General features: G+C 63.4%; 7 protein-coding genes. 4 read left to right on the forward strand and 3 right to left on the reverse strand.

What is annotated here, in order from left to right; genetic code table 11:
• Positions 1–64: 64 nt before the first annotated feature.
• Positions 65–8,725, reverse strand: coding sequence for a glucoamylase family protein (locus QYE47_RS06970; RefSeq protein WP_070383816.1), 8,661 nt, complete (start codon positions 8,723–8,725; stop codon positions 65–67).
• A gap of 194 nt (positions 8,726–8,919) precedes the next feature.
• Here QYE47_RS06970 and QYE47_RS06975 point away from each other — a divergent pair, with 194 nt between their 5' ends.
• Entirely contained in the window at positions 8,920–10,182 is a 1,263-nt protein-coding gene (locus QYE47_RS06975) for a PAS domain-containing sensor histidine kinase (RefSeq protein ID WP_110159892.1), read from the forward strand.
• A gap of 46 nt (positions 10,183–10,228) precedes the next feature.
• Here QYE47_RS06975 and QYE47_RS06980 read toward each other — a convergent pair whose 3' ends face one another.
• Positions 10,229–10,687, reverse strand: coding sequence for a GNAT family N-acetyltransferase (locus QYE47_RS06980; protein ID WP_014591415.1), 459 nt, complete (start codon positions 10,685–10,687; stop codon positions 10,229–10,231).
• Positions 10,688–10,802: 115 nt separating this feature from the next.
• Positions 10,803–12,569, reverse strand: coding sequence for an NAD(P)H dependent flavin oxidoreductase family protein (locus QYE47_RS06985; protein WP_070383817.1), 1,767 nt, complete (start codon positions 12,567–12,569; stop codon positions 10,803–10,805).
• Here QYE47_RS06985 and QYE47_RS06990 point away from each other — a divergent pair, their 5' ends adjacent.
• From QYE47_RS06990 to QYE47_RS07000, 3 genes are all read left to right on the forward strand, one after another.
• Positions 12,570–14,066, forward strand: coding sequence for a PLP-dependent aminotransferase family protein (locus QYE47_RS06990; RefSeq protein ID WP_070383818.1), 1,497 nt, complete (start codon positions 12,570–12,572; stop codon positions 14,064–14,066).
• 322 nt (positions 14,067–14,388) lie between these two features.
• Positions 14,389–15,279, forward strand: coding sequence for an alpha/beta hydrolase (locus QYE47_RS06995; protein ID WP_070383819.1), 891 nt, complete (start codon positions 14,389–14,391; stop codon positions 15,277–15,279).
• A gap of 140 nt (positions 15,280–15,419) precedes the next feature.
• Positions 15,420–17,045 (forward strand): methyl-accepting chemotaxis protein, encoded by a 1,626-nt coding sequence (locus QYE47_RS07000; RefSeq protein WP_004574224.1) that lies wholly within the window; start codon positions 15,420–15,422, stop codon positions 17,043–17,045.
• Positions 17,046–17,715 lie beyond the last annotated feature (670 nt).

The following is a 17,715-nucleotide window of genomic DNA, read 5'->3' on the forward strand; positions in this document are numbered from 1 at the left end:
ACCGTAGACGGAGTCGTGTCGGTACAAGCTTAGCCTAGCGGGGCCGAAGCTTCCGTCTGCGCGGTCATGGCGCGCCCAGCGGTTCAGCAGGCAGGCATGGAGCAGCCCGACACTGGGCGATGACGTGGTGCATGCGCCCGTCGTCCTTCAGCTGAAGCTTGGCTTCGGCGAGCTGCTCGCCGTCCAGGCTCAGGATCAGCTCGCTGCCGCTGTCGCGTACCTCGATCCGGTAATGGGCGCTACCAAAGCGGTAATGCAGCACATAACCTGGCCAGCCTGCCGGCAACAGTGGCTGCAGGCGCAGGGTGTCGCCACTGCGTTGCAGCCCCAGCAGGTTTTCTACGATCAACCTGTACATCCAGCCGGCAGAGCCGGTGTACCAGCTCCAACCACCCCGCCCGGCGTGGGGCGCAACTGCATAGACGTCGGCGGCCATGACATAGGGTTCGACCTTGTAGGTATCGATCAGCGCGTTGCAGCTCTGGCGCACCGGGTTGATCAGACGCAGCAGCTCCCAGGCCTTGTCGGCCTCGCCCAGGTGCGCATAGGCCATGCTTGCCCAGATCGCCGCATGGGTGTACTGACCGCCGTTTTCCCGCACCCCTGGCAGGTAGCCCTTGATGTAGCCAGGGTCCAGGGTGCCCTTATCGAAGGGCGGGTCGAGCAGTTTGACGATGCCAATGTCGCGGCGCACCAGGTGGCTGTCCACCGCGGCCATGGCCAGACGCGCACGCTCGGGCGACGCGACGCCCGACAGCACTGCCCAGCTTTGCGCGATTGAGTCGATCCGGCATTCCTGATTGCTCGCCGACCCCAACACTTGACCATCGTCAAACCAGGCGCGGCGGTACCAGCCGCCGTCCCAGGCGTGCGCTTCCAGGTTTTCGGCGAGTGCGGCGGCCTGGATGGTGCAGCGCAGCGCAAAGGCGCTGTCGCCCTGGCGCAGGGCAACGCTGCCAAATGCCCGCAGCACCTCGTAGCCAAAAAAGCCCAACCACACGCTTTCGCCTTGCCCTTGTTCGCCAACCCGGTTCATGCCGTCGTTCCAGTCGCCGCTGCCCATCAACGGCAGGCCTTGGGCCCCGCACTGCAGACCGTGGTCGAGGGCGCGCTGACAATGCTGGTACAGACTCTCGATCAGGGCCGAGTGGCCAGGCAGGTCGTAGTAGGACTCTTCGCCGGCGTTGAGCGGGCGCCCTTCCAGGTAGCCGACCGGCTCGTCAAGCACCGCGTAGTCCCCGGTGGTCTCTACGTAGCGGCTGGCTGCCAGCGGCAGCCATAGCAGGTCGTCCGAGCAGCGGGTGCGCACCCCGCGCTGCAGTGGTGGATGCCACCAGTGCTGCACGTCGCCTTCGGCATACTGATGCGCAGCGCACGCCAGCAGATGTTGGCGCGCCGCCGCCGGAGCGGCATGGACCATGGCCATACTGTCCTGCAACTGGTCGCGAAATCCGATGGCACCGCCGGACTGGTAGAAGCCGCTGCGTGCCCAGAACCGACACGCGATCACCTGGTACATCAACCAGCCGTTGGCCAGCACATCCAGTGCAGGTTCTGGCGTCTCGATCTGCACGGTATCCAGTGTCCGCCGCCAGTAGGCGCTGACCTTGTCAAACTCGCCCAATGCGGTCTGCACGCCCCGGTATTGCTGGACGTAGCGGGTGGCGGCTTGGGCGTCCCGGGCGGCGCCCAGGCGGAACACCACTTCCCGACTTTCGCCAGGCTCCAGCTGCAGCGCCACTTGCAGTGCCGCGCATGGGTCCAGACCGCCGCCGATACGCCCCGACAGCCGTGACTGGCGCATGCCCAAGGGGGCCTGGCAATCGCCGTTGCGCCCCAGGAATTCGCCGCGATCACAGGTCAGGCCCTGTATCGGCAGGTCGCAATCGAGAAAGGCCACTTGCGTGGAGTATTCCACTGCGTAGCTGTTTCGGGCAAACAGCGCACCACTGAAAGGATCGGTTTCACTGACCACGTGCATGGCGGTTTTGCCAGGCAGGTCGCCCAGCACCCACTCGACGAAGCAGGTCACCGACAACCGGCGTACCCGTGTCGAAGTGTTGTGCAGTTTGAGCCGGCTGAACTTCACCGGTGCATCCAGCGCCACATGCACCCAGAGCTCGCTGCGCAGGTCCTGCTCAGCATATTCGAACACGCTGTAGCCAAAGCCGTGGCGGGTGCAGTAACGGCCAGGGCCTGGGCAGGGCTGCGGAGTCGGTGACCAGTACTCGCCGCTGTCCTCGTCGCGTAAGTAGAGGGTTTCGCCACTGGCGTCGGTAACTGGGTCGTTGTGCCAGGGCGTCAACCGGTACTCGTGGGCGTTCTCGTACCAGGTGTAAGCGCTGCCGGCCTCGGAGACGACGCTTCCGAAGTACGGGTTGGCCAGGATGTTGACCCACGGCGCCGGCGGCGGTGAGCCGGGTAACTGCGCAATGACGTACTCGCGGCCGTCGGCGCTGAACCCGCCATAGCGGTTGCCCAGCATCTGCGTGGGTTGCTCGGTCGGTGAATGGCTGGCGGGTGCCGGCCGTCGGCTGGCCGGTTTGTCCTGAGGAGCCGGAGGCACCGCTGGCTGGCGACGCAGGTGCAGTTGCTCCTCCAGCGTGCCGAGATTGTCGTTGAGTACCAGCCGCGCTACCGACAAGGTCAATAGCCGGTCCTCGGCAGACAGTTGCTGCGCGGGCCGTACAAAAATGCCGCCGGGGCGGTCGAGCAGGGCCGCTTCGCTGCCGGAGACGACGATCCCCATGATCAGCTCCTGCAATTGCTGGCGGTAACCGGCCTGGTCTTCGTTCCAGATCAGCAGGTCGAGCGCCAGTCCTTTCTGGCGCCAGTAGGCATGGGCGAGCACCATCTGCTTGACCAGATGAATGTTGGCCGGGTCGCCGATCTGTACCAGCACGATCGGCAGGTCGCCTGACAAACCTTGGCCCCACAGGCCGGACTGGTTGCGCCGGTTGCTGGCCAGCAGCGCTGCGTTGGGCCGCAGGCTGGCGTTGGGATAGAGCACCGAGGCGGCCATCTGTTCGAACAGCCGGGCGTCGGCCAGCGAGCCGTTGAGCTGGTGCAGCAGCACCTGACTGTGCGGCCAGGCGAGGTCGAACACCCGATCGGCCAAGTGCCGGTCGCGGTACTTGCCGATCAGCTGCAGGCAGGCATCCCGGCTTTCGGCGACGCCTGTGACCAGGTCAACCGTGGCCGCATGGCCGGGCATCAGGGTGATGCGGCAGCGGATGGCCACGATCGGGTCCAGCACAGCCCCTGCGCTATCGGACAACACCGCGTTGTCACGGTCCATGGCCGCCGGCCTCGCCAGAGTGCGCCCTCGCCCGATGAAGCGGGCCCGATCGGTTTCGTAGGACAGCGCCTCGATATCGGCCCCGTGCACCGCGAGCACGTGGCACATCCACGGCACGGCGTCCTGCTGCGAGCGCGGACGCCGCGTGCAGAGAATGGCTTGCAGCGGGCGGATCAGTTCGGTCTGGATGAACAGCTTGCTGAAAGCCGGGTGCAGGGCATCGCTCAAGGCTGGTGCCAACACCACTTCGGCGTAGCTGGTCAGCTCCAGGGTGCGGGGCTGGTCGCCGTGGTTGGTCAGATGCAGACGTCGCAGTTCGATGTCGTCTTCCGGCGACACGGCAATTTCGGTGTGGCAGTCGAAGTCGCGCTCACGCACGCGAAACTCCGCGCGGCCGTCGCTGAAAATCGCTTCCTGGAGTTTTGTGCGGTGTCGTGTCGGCTGGTAGGTGGTGGACCAGTAGGCGCCGCTGGCGACATCGCGCAGGTAGCAGAAGTTGCCCAGGTCGTCGCGGCTGGCGTCTTCGCGCCAGCGGGTCACCGCCAGCGTGCTGCGCTGGCTGTAGCCACTGCCCACGTGGTTGACCATGACGTGGTAACGGCCGTTGGACAGCAGTTGCACGGCCGGATGGGCGCGGTTTGGCTCGCTGAACACCCGCAGCCGTGCTTCGGGGGCGCGCTCTGCGGCATCCTCGGCCGGGGTCTGGAGGGTATGCAGGTACGGCGCGGCGGTTTTCGGTACGCGCTCCTGCAACAGCAGCATGCTGGCCTGGAACTGCGGGTCGGAGGCGAAACGCCGTTGCATGGGCTTGTTCAGCAACAAAGCAGTCAGGGCCAGGAAACTCATGCCCTGATGGTGGGCCATGAAGGAGCGGATCACGACGGCGTCCTGCCCGGGGGGCAGGCGTGCCTCGCTGTAGTCCACGGCCTCGTAGAGTCCGAAGCGGCCAGCCAGGCCTAGCGTGGCCAGCCGCTGCAGGTTGTGGCAGGCGGCAGCGGGCTCCACCATCAGGGCCAGTGCGCTGGCATAGGGCGCGACCACCCGCTCTTCACCCAAGCCACGTTTAAGGCCAAGCCCCGGTACGCCGAACGCCCGGTACTGGTAATTGAAATGGGCGTCCAGCGCATTGTAGGCCGATTCCGAGACCCCCCAGGGCAGGCCCGACAGCCTGCCATGTTCGATCTGCCGTTTGACGGCGGCATGGCAGGTCTGGTCGAGTAGCGTGCCCTCATAGTTCGGCATCACCAGCAGCGGCATCAAGTACTCGAACATCGAACCGGACCAGGACAGCAACACGGGGACGCCTGCATTGCTGGTGAGCAGCCGGCCGAGGGCGAACCAGCTGTCCTGAGGCACCTGGCCCTGGGCGATGACGACGAAGTTGGTTAGACGCATCTCCGAAGCCAGCAGGTCGTAGAACGCGGCGTCCAGGCGTTGTTCGTCGGCGTTGTAGCCGATGGCGAACAGGTCGCGTTGGCTGTCGTACAGGAGGCTGAAGTCCATGCTGGCCAACGCTTCAATACGGCTGGCAAGGGCGTGTGCCTGGGCGATGCGCTGGCGGGCAACCGCCTTGACGTTGGCCACCGCCGGGCGCTCGGGGGGAGGCCACTGGTCTGCGTCGAGCTCTGCAAGCTGGCGCCAGGTCAGCAGCCCTTGGGGGGCTTGATCGTTGCCCGGGGGCAATTGCAGCCGCTGCAGTTCGCAACTCAGGTCCACACATTGCGCATGCAGGGCATTCAGCCAGAACGCCCGGTCTTCAGCAGCTTCTGCCTCCTGCGCAAAGGCCGCTGGCTGTGTGATCAGCGCCTGCAACTGTTCGGCCAGCCTCGGCAGCAGCGTGGCGGGCACGTTGCCCACCTGTCCATGAGCGTGCCATACCTGTTCGCGCAAGGCCTTGATCGGCTGGGCGTCAGCGTTTGTGCGGGTATAGGCGTCCAGCAGCGTATCGAAGGTGTCAAGCAACCCCTGGGTAACGCGCCGGTCTGTCTGGGGCGTGTCGGCCATTTCCAGCAGGCCGGGCCTGAGTGTCAACAGCAGGGCGGCCAGGTTGCCGCTGTCTACGCTCGAGACATAGAGCGGTGACAGCGGCTTGAGGGTCTGGGTGTCGTACCAGTTGTAGAAGTGCCCTTTGAAACGCTCCAGGCGGCCCATGCTGTCGAACATGCAGGCCAGGCGCTCGAACAAGCGGCCAGCACTGAGGTAGCCGAAGTCGTGGGCCGCCAGGTGCGAGAGCAGGGCCATGCCCATGTTGGTCGGTGAGGTGCGGTGAGCGATGCTGGCGAAGGGTGGCGCCTGGATGTTGTCGGGTGGCAGCCAGTTGTCGGCAGGGCCGACGTAGCTGTCGAAGAAGGCCCAGTTGGCGCGGGCAAGCCGATGCAGGAAGGCCAGGTCCTCTGCACCGGGCATGAATGCAGCGCGGCCACTCGAGCGGCCAAGCCACCAGGCCAGCGCCGGGCCGAGCAGCCACAGGGCAAGCACCGGCGAGGCAATCAGCAGTACCATCGGCTGCATCGCCAAGGCTCCGATCAGCACCGCCACCAGGGTCGCTTGCCCCCATTGTTCGCGATACACCGCTTTCAGGGTATCTGCACTGTTGCGCTCGTCCTCGCGCGAGGGGTTCCATTGCAGCAGGCGTTGTTTGCTGACCGCCAGACGCCACAAGGTGCGGAGGATGGCATCCAGGCTGTAGCAGGTCTCGAAGGGTAACCAGGCCAGCGACAGGCCGGCACGTACAAAGTGTTTACCCGAGGTGCGCAAAGCTGCCAGAAGGTGTTCTGACAGAGGTACATCGGTGGTCTTGCCCAGTACTTCAAGCAGCGAATCCAGCAAGGGGCGCGTCATCAGCAAGGCCAGCAGGGCGAGCGTCCAGGCGAGCGGCGTGGTACTGGCCAGCCAGCCCCACAGCAGCAGTGCCAGCAGCGCGGCCGGCTCCAGGCTGCGGCGCAGGTTGTCGAAGATCTTCCAGCGCGACAAAGCGCTGAGTGGGCTTTGCACCTGGCCTTGGGTGCCGGTGTGCAGCCAGGGCACCAGCCATGGCAGCAGTTGCCAGTCGCCGCGTATCCAGCGGTGTCGGCGTTTGCTGTCAGCGCTGTAGCGGGACGGGTAGGTTTCGAACAATTGCACATCGCTGAGCAGGCCCGAGTGCGCGTAGCAACCTTCGATCAGGTCATGGCTGAGTACACGGTTGTCGGCAAAACGGCCCTCCAGTGCCTGCTCGAAGGCGTCCACCGCATAGATACCTTTGCCAATGAAGGAACCGCTGAGAAACAGGTCCTGATAAACGTCCGAAACCGCCCGCGTATAGGGGTCTACACCCGCGTCGCTGCCAAACAGGCGTGCATAGCGCGAGCGCGAGACGCTGGGCAGGCTGATGCCCACCCGCGGTTGAAGGATCGCGTAGCCTGCATGGATGCGCCCTGTGTGCGCGTCGAACCGTGGACGGTTCAGTGGGTGCTGCATGGCGCCGATGAACTGCTGGGCGGCACCGCGAGGCAATTGGGTGTCGGTGTCCAGGGTGATGACATAGCGCACGTGGCCGAGTGTTTGCAGGTCGCCGATGATACGCATGAAGCACGCGTGGCCGTGGCCGCGCAACACCATGTTCAGCTCGGCGAGCTTGCCGCGCTTGCGCTCGCGGCCCATCCAGCAGCGCTCGGCGGCGTTCCATACGCGTGGCCGGTGAAACAGGAAAAAGCGCGCGCCGCCCAGGCTTGGGTACTTATGGTTGAGGCCTCGGATGCCTTCGCTGGCCAGGTCGAGCAGCGCCTCGTCATTGGGCTGGCTCTGTTCACGGGCATCCATGAAGTCGCTGAGCAGAGCGAAGTGCAGGTGGTCGTCACGGTTGGCCAAGAAGCGTACTTCCAGCCCTTCGACCAGCTCTTCGACATCGCCGGCATTGGCCAGCAGAGTAGGCACCACCACCAGCGTGCGGGCGTCTGCGGGAATACCGGTCGTGTAGTCCATCCGCGGCAGAAAGGAGGGCTTGACGGTCAAGGTCACCAGCCAGTTCACCAGACCGATGACCAGACGGCTGGTGCACAGCAGAACCGGCAGGGCCATGGTGACCAGCACCGCGAAGGGCCACCCCGCCAGGCCAATGGCGCGTATGAAGCCCCACGCCAGCAGGCAGGAAAGCAGTGTCACAGGCACCAGATAGAACGTCAGTGGCGCCCGGTGCAGCAGGCGTTGCCAGCGCTCGGCCATCGGCACCCGCGCGGTTAGTCGCTGCTCCAGCAACGGCAGGCCGGCACCCGCCAGGTAAAAGCCCACGTGCTCAGCCGGTTCACCTGGGGCGGCGCCTGCTGCCAGGGCCAATTCGATGGCTGTGCTCGCCACCGCGGACTCGCTGAATGTGCTGTGACGCGCCAGGCGCTCGACGCTGTGCCGGTAATGGTCACGGCTGGAGAAATCCATGGCTGGATAGATGGCGGCCGGGTCGCGGCGCAGTATCTGTTCGACATGACTAAGTTGCTCGACGAACAACTTCCAGTCGATGGTCGACAGCAGGCGCAGACTGCCGATGCTGTTGCTGATGGACACCTGGTCGATGGCCTGCTGTTGGGCATCGAGCTGGACATGATGCTCGATGCTGTGCGCCGACTCGCTGAGCATCTGCTCCACCCAAAGCAGCGGCTGGGACAGCGAAACACTGTGCCCCTGCAGCCGCCTGGCCAGCTCGGCGACGAAGGCGGCCGTCATCGGCGGTTGCGAGCGGGCCATGTCGGCGACCACCAGCACCACGCTCTTGGCGTCGCGCTCGGCGGTTTCGCCAAGCCGGTCGGCCCAGACATTGGCCAGGTCTCGGTCAGCCCAGTTGGCCATGACCCGCGCCGCGACTCGGCGCAGGTTTTCTATCAGGGCCAGGCGCAGCATGATCGGGATAGCCCAGAGCTCACCCAGGGTCAGGGTGCTGGCCTGCTGATAGGCCTCGACGAAACGGCTGAAGCTTTCGGCATCGATCCGCCCGTCACCGTGGCAAATCGTCTCCAGGGCAATGTCGTAGACACGCGGCAGACCGGTCGAGGGGCCATTGTCCAACTGCGGCAGCTGCAGGCTGTAGTTGGCTGGCAGGTCGTGTTTGGCAATGCGGATGTGTGTTTCGACCAGATAAAAGTTGTCGAGCAACCACTGCGCGGCGGGTAACGCGGGGCGGGAGCTGGGCAGGGCGCCTGCGAGGGCGGTGCAACTGGTCGACAGCATCCGTTCGTTGTCGGCCAGGCGTTCAAGCAGGGCGTCGTTGGCTGGCAGCTCGCTCAAGCGGTGCTGCTGGGCCAGCCGTAGGCCGTGCTCGGCCATCTGGTCGGCGTTGTACAGCTCCGAGCGCAGCAGGCTTTCATAGGTGAAGGTATGTCGGGGCGAGCGCCAGCGCCCCGCAAGTGCGTACAGGCGTCGAATGTAGCTGCGCGCAAGAAGCCAAGGACTGTCCATGGTAGGTCGGGTTGCTGATCTGGCCTTTCAGCGTTCAGTCTGCGGGGGCGCCCGAGCAGCGTCTGTGCGTTAGCGAACAGACCCGCCGCCGCCTTGCGCCCATTCTGAATCGGCGCCGCTTGTCATGTCGCACGGTGCTTTTACCCCGGTCGACCCGGCAAGGGTGGCAACACTCGCACGCAGGAGACTTTACCTTGAACGCGTTTTTTAATTCTGCCGCAACATCCGTATGCGCCTGCACGGATGTTGCGTCACATATACGTGAGGACACTTCCGGTTTCGGGTTGCTGCTGACATCGCAGAACGGGCAGATCGCCAGCGCCAATGCGGCGTTATGTCGAATGCTGGGCTACAGGCACGAAGCCTTGGTTGGCATGCGTTTTCAGCAACTGCTTACGAGGGAAGCCAACACCCTTCATCAGCTGTACTGGCAGCCATTGATTGGGCAGTTGGGGGCGGTGGCGAGCGTCAAGTTCGATTTCGTACACCGTCTGGGCTTCACTCTGCCGCTGATGTCCAATGCCATTGCCTGCCCACGTTTGAACGGTATCGTTCATGAGCTGACCGTTTTCAACCTTGAAGGTTCGCGTTATGAGCATGATCTTCTGTGCGCGCGTCTCTTGGCAGAGCGTTGCCTGGCCAAAAATCTCCAGGCACAGCGCGCCTTGCTGTCTCGCAGCAGTCCCTGCGTGTTGCGGCGCCCGGAGCCTTCGCAATCCTTACTGGAGGCGCAAATGCTGGCGATCGTCAGCCATGACCTGCGTACGCCGTTGCACGCGATCGGCATGGCTGCCGACCTGTTGGGGAGACGCTCACATGCGGCCGATAGCCCCAGGTTGCTCAGAGTGATCAGCCACTCCGTGACGCGCGCGCAGCGGTTGGTGGCGGCCTTGCTGGACTTCACGCTCATCCAGGCCGGGCGCGGTATCACCATCGAGTCCAAGGAGGCTGACCTGCCGCATGCCGTGGAGGGGTGCCTGGACGAGTTGCGGCTGACATTCCCAGGCCGTCAATTCAATTATCAGCATAGCGGCGGGCGCAGTGTCTGGTTCGATACCGACCGCCTGTACCAGATGATCGGTAACCTGGTGGCCAATGCGGTTGCCTACGGCGATCCTCGCACATCGGTTGACGTGACATCCTGTGTCGAGGACACGACAGCCACCCTGACGGTGCACAACAGCGGCCCGCCTGTTCCCCTTGACCTGCTGGAACACATGTTCGAGCCGTTGGTACGAGGCGAGCAGCAACTTGCGGGTGCTACCAGCATTGGCCTGGGTCTCTTTATCGTGAGCCAGATAGCGAAGGCCCATGCGGGATGCGTGTCTGTCGTGTCTACACGGCAGGGCGGCACTACCTTCACTGTAAGGCTTTCGCGACAGAACACTGGCACAGGCTCGACGCTGACATTTGTCAAACCGTCGCGCTCATCGCCGAGAAGCTTTCACGCAGCATGAGCCCGTTCAGTCCTCAGGCGGCGAGGGACGTCTCATGAGCGTGCTCCTACGCCGACTGCTCCGGCAGGCGCTTTTCCATCGGCTGATACACCAGCCCGGCAAACTCGCCCACGTCGCCTGCCAGGGTGAAGCCGTAGCGTTGGTAGGCGGGTACAGAAGACAATGATGCCTTTACCGTCACCACCTCAGCGCTGGCATGCTTCAGTGCGGCGTTCATCAGGCGCTTGCCTATGCCCTGGCGTTGCAGGCCTGGTGCAATGAACAGCATCGCAACGTGACGACCTTCCTTGAGCTCGATCAGCCCCGCGATAGCGCCTTCGACAAAACAGGCCAGAATGAGGTTGTCACCTTGCATGCGCTCGGCAAACGCCTGGGGTGCTGACACCTGGGTAAAGGTCTCGATACCTTGCGCCGACAGCGTGGGTGCGACTGCCTGCATGAAGGCATCCATGCACAAGGCGCAGGCCTGGGGGAGGTCGTCAGGGGTGAGCGTGCGTACTTGCATGGTAATCGTCCTTGTCGGTTGTCCTTCTGTTGCCAACTTTAACCTGTTACGGGTTCAAGGGCCGAGCCTTGAGGCGCTAAACCGAGGTACACAGCTTGCGCTTTGATTGGCGGCATCAAACTGCCGTGGCAGCGCCCGGCTTGCTTTCGCCAATCAGGATGTCTTCGAAGAATGCCCCGACAGGTTCGGTAGGGTGGCACAGTTGTATCTCCAGCACCCACACCACCTCACTCGGGACAATCTCCACCTCGGCCAGCTTGTCCTGGCTATACAACACATGCGGGAAGTCGGCGATGCGATGCCCGGCCAGGTTGCGCTCCAGCTGCCAACCTTTGGCCTGGGCACTGCGCTCGGCGAAGTCATACAGTTCACGCCCGGTCAACCCGCGGCCCCAGGCCTGGCGGGTCTCGTCGAACACTTCATGCAGTGCCTTCACGCAGGCATGGTGCAAAGCGTGCTGGCCAAACACGAACGTATCGCCATAGTCACCCTCATAGCCATCCCATACCGGGCCAACGTCGACCACGACGATGTCCGTGGTACGTAGTGCGCGTTGAAGGTCAATGCCTTGTCGTGGCGTACGCACGGTATCGTCGCCAAAACGGATGTAGGTGGGGTGCCAGGTGTGTGAGGCGCCCATCGCCTGCAGGGTATGCGCGGCCATCTCCAGTGCCTGGGCGGTGGTCATGCCGACCTGCAGTTGGCTGGCAATGGCGGCCACGGCCCGCACCGACTGTTCGCGGGCAGCGAGCATGCCGTCCAGCGAATATCGTGGGCCGACCTTTTCCAGCTCAGGGTGCAGCGTGCTGGCTGATGAAGCCTGCGTTGTCAGTGCGCCGCTGGCGACAAAGGCCTCGGCAACAAAGCGATGGGGCTGTACGCCTGCCGCAAGGCATTGTTCGCGGGCCTGGGTGATCATCGTGGCATTGCCACAGGCATAGACCTGGGTTTCGTCCCAGCGATGCGTCTGGCTGAGCGCCACCTGCTGTATACGTGCCTGGGCCGAGAGCACCGGTTGCCAGCGAAAGTGTGGGTGCACACGGCTGGACACATCGAGAAATTCGCGGTCATAAAAATCCGCCGGCGATGAGCCGCCCCAGTACAGCGTGACGTCGGCATCGCCGGCCAAGGCTCTCAGCAATAGCGGCTTGATGCCGGCGTAACCTGTGCCGGTGGCGAAAAGTATCAGCGGGCGTTGATCATCGTGCTGCCAGGTACAGGCGCCCAGCGGGCCTTCGAGCTTTACCGTTGCACCTGCTTGCAGGGTGGGCAGCAAACCTTCGGTGAACAGGCCGCCGCTGACCTTGCGGATGTGAAACACCAGTTGCCCTTGTTCCTGGGCAGGCAGGTTGGCAATGGAGAAACAGCGGCTGTCGCCGTTGTCCAGCTGGAACCGCATGTACTGGCCCGCCCGGACATCCAGCGGCTGAGCAGGCTGCAGCACCAGCTCGACAATATCTGTGCTCAGCGCGCGCTTGCCAACAACCTGTGCGAGGGTTGCCAGTGCCGGGGTGTCCAGTGACCAGCCGGGTATTTCCAGGCGCATGTCGCTGCAGGCGTGGCTCTGGCACAGCAACATCTCGTCGGCGGCCAAGGGATAGGAAGGCGGCGGTGTGTCCGCATCCCGCTGCTTGTCCTGATGCTGCCCCGACACCACCTTGACCTTGCACGAGCCGCAGGCGCCGCGGCGGCAGGAGAAGGGTACCGGCAGGCCGCTGGCGAGCATGGCATCGAGCAGTAGCTCCTGGCTGGCTTCGAAGGTTTTGCCCGAGGGCGACAATTCAATGACGTGGCGGCTTTGCATGAGCACCTCGGGGCAAATGGAGGTTCGATTGTTGCTATAGTCCAGGACCAGCAGAACCTCCAGTTTTGGATATTTCATATGGTCCAGCTTCGTAAATGGCAGCCACTGCTCAAGCTCGATGGGGCACAGGCTTCGTACCGGCAGATCGTCGAAGGGCTGGTGGCCGCAATCAGCGAGGGTCGCCTGCGCCCTGGCACGCCGTTGCCGGGCACGCGGGAGATGGCGCAACTGCTGAACGTCAATCGCAAGACCGTGATCCTCGCTTATGAGGAAGCCGAAACCAAAGGCTGGCTGCAAAGCGTGCAACGCCGGGGCACCTTTGTCAGCCAGCAGCTGGCGCCTGGCACAGCGGCCGTTTCCGGTGCCGTGCGGCCTTTTGCCCTGGCGCTGCCAGAGGAACCTGCCGTTGCCTACTTCAAGGCGAACGAACAGGCTGTAGCCCAGCAAGGGCGGCCAGGGGCCTTGTTCTTCGACAACGGCGCCTGTGACCACCGCCTGCTACCGCAGGCTGTGCTGCACCGCTATTACCGCAATGCCTTGCGCAGCAGCTTCAGCAGCAACAGCGTGCGCCACGGCAGCGAGTGCAGCAGCCGCAATCTGCGCAGCGCCCTGGCTGACATGCTGCGGCACAATCGCAGCCTGAACGTTGGCGCCGAGCATATCTGCCTGACCCAGGGGGTGCAGATGTCGCTGTCCCTCGTGGCCAGTGTGTTGCTCAAGCCGGGTGACGTTGTGCTGGTCGAGCGCCTGAGTTACCCCCCTGCCTGGGAGATCTTCCGTCAGCTGGGTGCCCGCCTGGTGACCGTGGAGCTGGACCATGAGGGCTGCCGGGTCGATCAGCTAGATGCCCTGTGCCGGCAGCACAAGGTGCGGATGATGTACATAACGCCCCATCACCAGTTCCCGACCACGGTCAGCCTGCCAGCCGGGCGCAGGCAACAGCTGCTGGAGCTGGCGCGCCAGCATGCCTTTTGCGTGGTCGAAGAAGATTACGACTACGAATACCACTTTGCCGGGCGGCCCTATCTGCCGTTGGCCAGCGACCGCCAGCAGCGGCACGTGATTTACATTGGCTCACTGTCCAAGCCTTTGGGCAGCACGTTCCGTTGCAGCTATATCGTGGCACCGGTGGAAGTGACAACCGTGCTGGAACGCAGGGCGATGCTGACCCTGGGGCAGGGCGATGCAGTCATGCAGCAGATGTTGGCGGACCTGATCAATGATGGCGAACTGAAGAAGCACCTGCGCCGTGTCAACCGCGAGTACCGGCGCCGGCGCGAGACCTTGTTGGGATGCTTGCGCGATGGGTTCGGCGAACAGATCAGCGTGCAGGCGCCAGAAGGTGGCCTGGCGCTGTGGGTGAGGTTTGCCGATGAGATCAACGTGGATCAGTTGGTCGACAAAGCGCTGGAACGGAACCTGGTGGTGCGCAGTGGGCGACAGTTTTCACCGTTTGGTCATGCCGAGAATGCCTTGCGCCTGGGGTTTGCATCGCTGGATGCGGATGAGATCCGACGGGCGACCCAACGCCTGGCAGACGCAGCGAAAGTGGTGGGCAAGGCGCGGTGGCTGTAGGCACGGCCTTCTGTCGCGACAGGGGATGGCAGGGGCTTCGCCCTTGTTCGCGGGCGAGCTCGCAGTGATCGCGCTGGCCTCAGGATTTGTGTAAGAGGGTTACTCCTCAAGAACCCCGTGGCCTTTTGGATGTTCAGCAAGGCAGCAGTTCCTGCCTGGCAATGCGGTAGCCTGAATGCCCACTCAGGAACAGCGGGTCCTAGGCGTCACACCCCACCACAGATGCAGCGCGCCGGGTCGCATACGATAGTTTTCCCACGCCTTGTCGCGCGCCTTATATAGTGGCGGGCTTTTACCGATTGAAGTCAAAGGAGTGGCACACATGCGCGTACTAACCCTGCTTGCGGCAATAGGAGCCAGCTTGTCGCTGTCCTCCACGTTGGCAGCACCGAGCCAGGCAGTGCCAGCGCCTGGTGAGCGCATTTCGGTGCAGGTCGAAGGCGCGGGGCCGGACGTTATCCTGATCCCTGGGCTGGCTTCATCACGTGAGGTATGGGCGGGGCTCGCCACTACCCTGCGCCAGCAGTACCGCCTGCATCTGGTGCAGGTTGCAGGTTTTGCCGGCTCGCCTGCCGTGCCTTCTGTAGACGGTCGCGTGGCCGCTCCCGTTGCCGAGGCTGTTGCAGATTATATCCGCAGCCAGCACCTAGAGGCGCCAGCCATCGTTGGCCATTCGCTGGGCGGTGAAGTCGCGCTGATGCTTGGCGCACGCCACCCCGAGCGGGTAGGGCGGCTGATGGTTGTCGATGCGCTGCCGTTCTACACGTTACTGATCGATCCCACGGCAACTGCCGAAACGGCTTCGGCGCAGGCTAGCACAGTGCGCAGCGCGATGTTGGCGGCCCCGGCAGTGCAGGCCGAGGCCATGCAGCGCGTGGCCATCGACCGGTTGGCCAAGACGGCAGCGGTCAGGCCCGCACTGGTTGATGCGGCGCTGCGCTCGGACCGCCAGGCAGTAGCCGACGCCACCCATGAACTGATGATCACCGACCTGCGCCCCGAACTTGGCGATATCCAGGCACCGCTGGAGGTCGTGTATGCCTATGACTCCATGTATGGCATACCCGCTGCCAGCGTTGACGCAACCTTCGTTAAGGCCTATGCCGGGGCGCGGGGTGTCACCTTCAAGCGTATAGATGGCAGCTTCCACTTCATCATGCTGGATCAACCGCTGGCGCTCGCCGAGGCGGTAGTGGACTTCCTCAGGCGTTGAGGTTGGCCTCAACGCATTCCGTTCGGTTACCGCACATAACCGCATCGCGGCGCCTCAAGCCTGCGCCAGTACCTCCGATAGCAGCACACCCACCCTCGAATCATCGATCAGAAGTGGTGCCAACAAGGAGTACTGCCCGCATGCTTGCCAACCTGAAAATTCGCACCGGAATGTTCTGGGTGTTGTCGCTGTTCAGCCTGACCCTGCTGTTTTCGACTGCCAGTGCCTGGTGGGCTGCCGTGGGTAGCGACCAGCAGATCACTGAACTGGACCAGACTGCGCACCAGTCGGACCGGTTGAACAATGCGTTGCTGATGGCAATTCGCTCCAGCGCCAACGTGTCTTCGGGCTTTATCGAGCAGTTGGGTGGCCATGACGAGAGTGCAGGCAAGCGCATGGCGCTGTCGGTGGAGCTGAACAACAAGAGCCAGGCGCTGGTCGACGAATTTGTCGAAAACGCCCGTGAACCCGCCCTTCGCGTGCTGGCAACCGAGCTGCAGGCTACCTTTGCCGAATACGCCAAGGCGGTGGCCGGGCAGCGCGAAGCGACCCGCCAGCGTTCGCTGGAGCAGTACTTCAAGGTCAACAGCGATGCCGGTAATGCCATGGGGCGGTTGCAAACCCTGCGCCAGCAGCTGGTGACCACACTGAGCGAACGTGGCCAGCAAATCATGCTCGAGTCCGACCGGCGCCTGGCCCGGGCACAATTGCTGAGCTTGTGCCTGCTGGGCATGACCGTGGTGCTGGCGGTGCTGTGCTGGGCGTTCATTGCCCAGCGTGTGTTGCACCCCCTGCGTGAAGCCGGCGGGCATTTCCAGCGCATTGCCAGTGGCGACCTGAGTGTGCCGGTGCAAGGGCAGGGCAACAACGAGATCGGCCAACTGTTCCATGAGCTGCAGCGCATGCAGCAGAGCCAGCGCGACACTCTGGGGCAGATCAACAACTGTGCCCGGCAGCTGGACGCCGCCGCCTCGGCGTTGAACGCGGTCACCGAGGAAAGCGCCAACAACCTGCGTCAGCAGGGGCAGGAGCTGGAGCAGGCCGCCACCGCCGTGACCGAAATGACCACGGCAGTGGAGGAGGTTGCGCGCAACGCGATCACCACCTCGCAAACCACCAGTGAATCCAACCAGCTGGCCGCGCAAAGCCGCCGGCAAGTCAGCGAAAACATCGACGGCACCGAAGCGATGACCCGCGAGATCCAGACCAGCAGTGCGCACCTGCAGCAGTTGGTGGGGCAGGTGCGGGACATCGGCAAGGTGCTGGAAGTGATCCGCTCGGTGTCCGAGCAAACCAACCTGCTGGCGCTCAATGCTGCCATCGAGGCGGCCCGTGCCGGTGAGGCTGGGCGCGGCTTTGCGGTGGTGGCGGATGAGGTGCGCACACTGGCCTATCGCACGCAACAATCGACCCAGGAAATCGAGCAGATGATCGGCAGCGTGCAGGCGGGGACCGAAGCTGCGGTAGCATCCATGCAGGCCAGCACCAACCGCGCCCAGTCGACACTGGACGTGACCCTGGCCTCGGGGCAAGTGCTGGAGGGCATTTACAGTGCGATCGGCGAAATAAACGAGCGCAATCTGGTCATTGCCAGTGCGGCCGAAGAGCAGGCTCAGGTGGCGCGAGAAGTAGACCGCAACTTGCTGAACATCCGCGAACTGTCCAACCATTCCGCGGCGGGTGCGCAGCAGACCAGCGAGGCGAGCAAGGCGTTGTCGGGGCTGGTGGGGGAGATGACGGCGTTGGTGGGGCGGTTCAAGGTTTGAGGCGCTGCGCCTGCGTGGAACATTAAGATAAGGTTAAACTTATTTAAAGTTCCCCTTACGGGTTGACTTCGATACTACGCTTGAATAAAGTTCGACCGCCCCGAGCGCGGGGCCTTTTTTCCCTTCACTGAAGAATTCAATGGACACAGTATCTTGTCGCTGCCTGACCCTTGCCGAATGGCCTGGTCAGGCACTTGAACCGGAACACCGGTCCCGACACCCTGGTCGGGCAAGCCGCGCCAGAGCCTGATGCTCCGCCGTGACTTGCCGCCGCCGGTGTTGGCCGGTTGGAGGCAAGCTCATGAACCTCACTTCATTCGTTTCACATCGCCAGCCTGCGTGCCTTGCGCCGCAGCAGACCGGCGTCTGGCCGCGGCGTCTGCACGGCTACCTTGACCACCACCAGGAACCCCCAAGTAGATGCGGGGTGCTGGCGCGTCTTCATGCACGCTTGAGCACCCGCACTTCTCACTGAATAAAAGATATTGAACGGTATCTTTGTGCTCGAACTTTTTACGTTAAAAGTTCGCGGGATAACTATTGCCCTGTGTTTATGAAAAGGAATCAAACCATGGATTGCGCGAGTAGAAAGTTCGCTGCCGAAACAACTTCCGACTCTCGGCAGCGGACAGACATCTGTCGGAAAGAACCAGCATTATTCAGCGACCCG

Source organism: Pseudomonas sp. 2,4-D (assembly GCF_030418155.1).
Classification (GTDB): Bacteria; Pseudomonadota; Gammaproteobacteria; order Pseudomonadales; family Pseudomonadaceae; genus Aquipseudomonas; species Aquipseudomonas alloputida.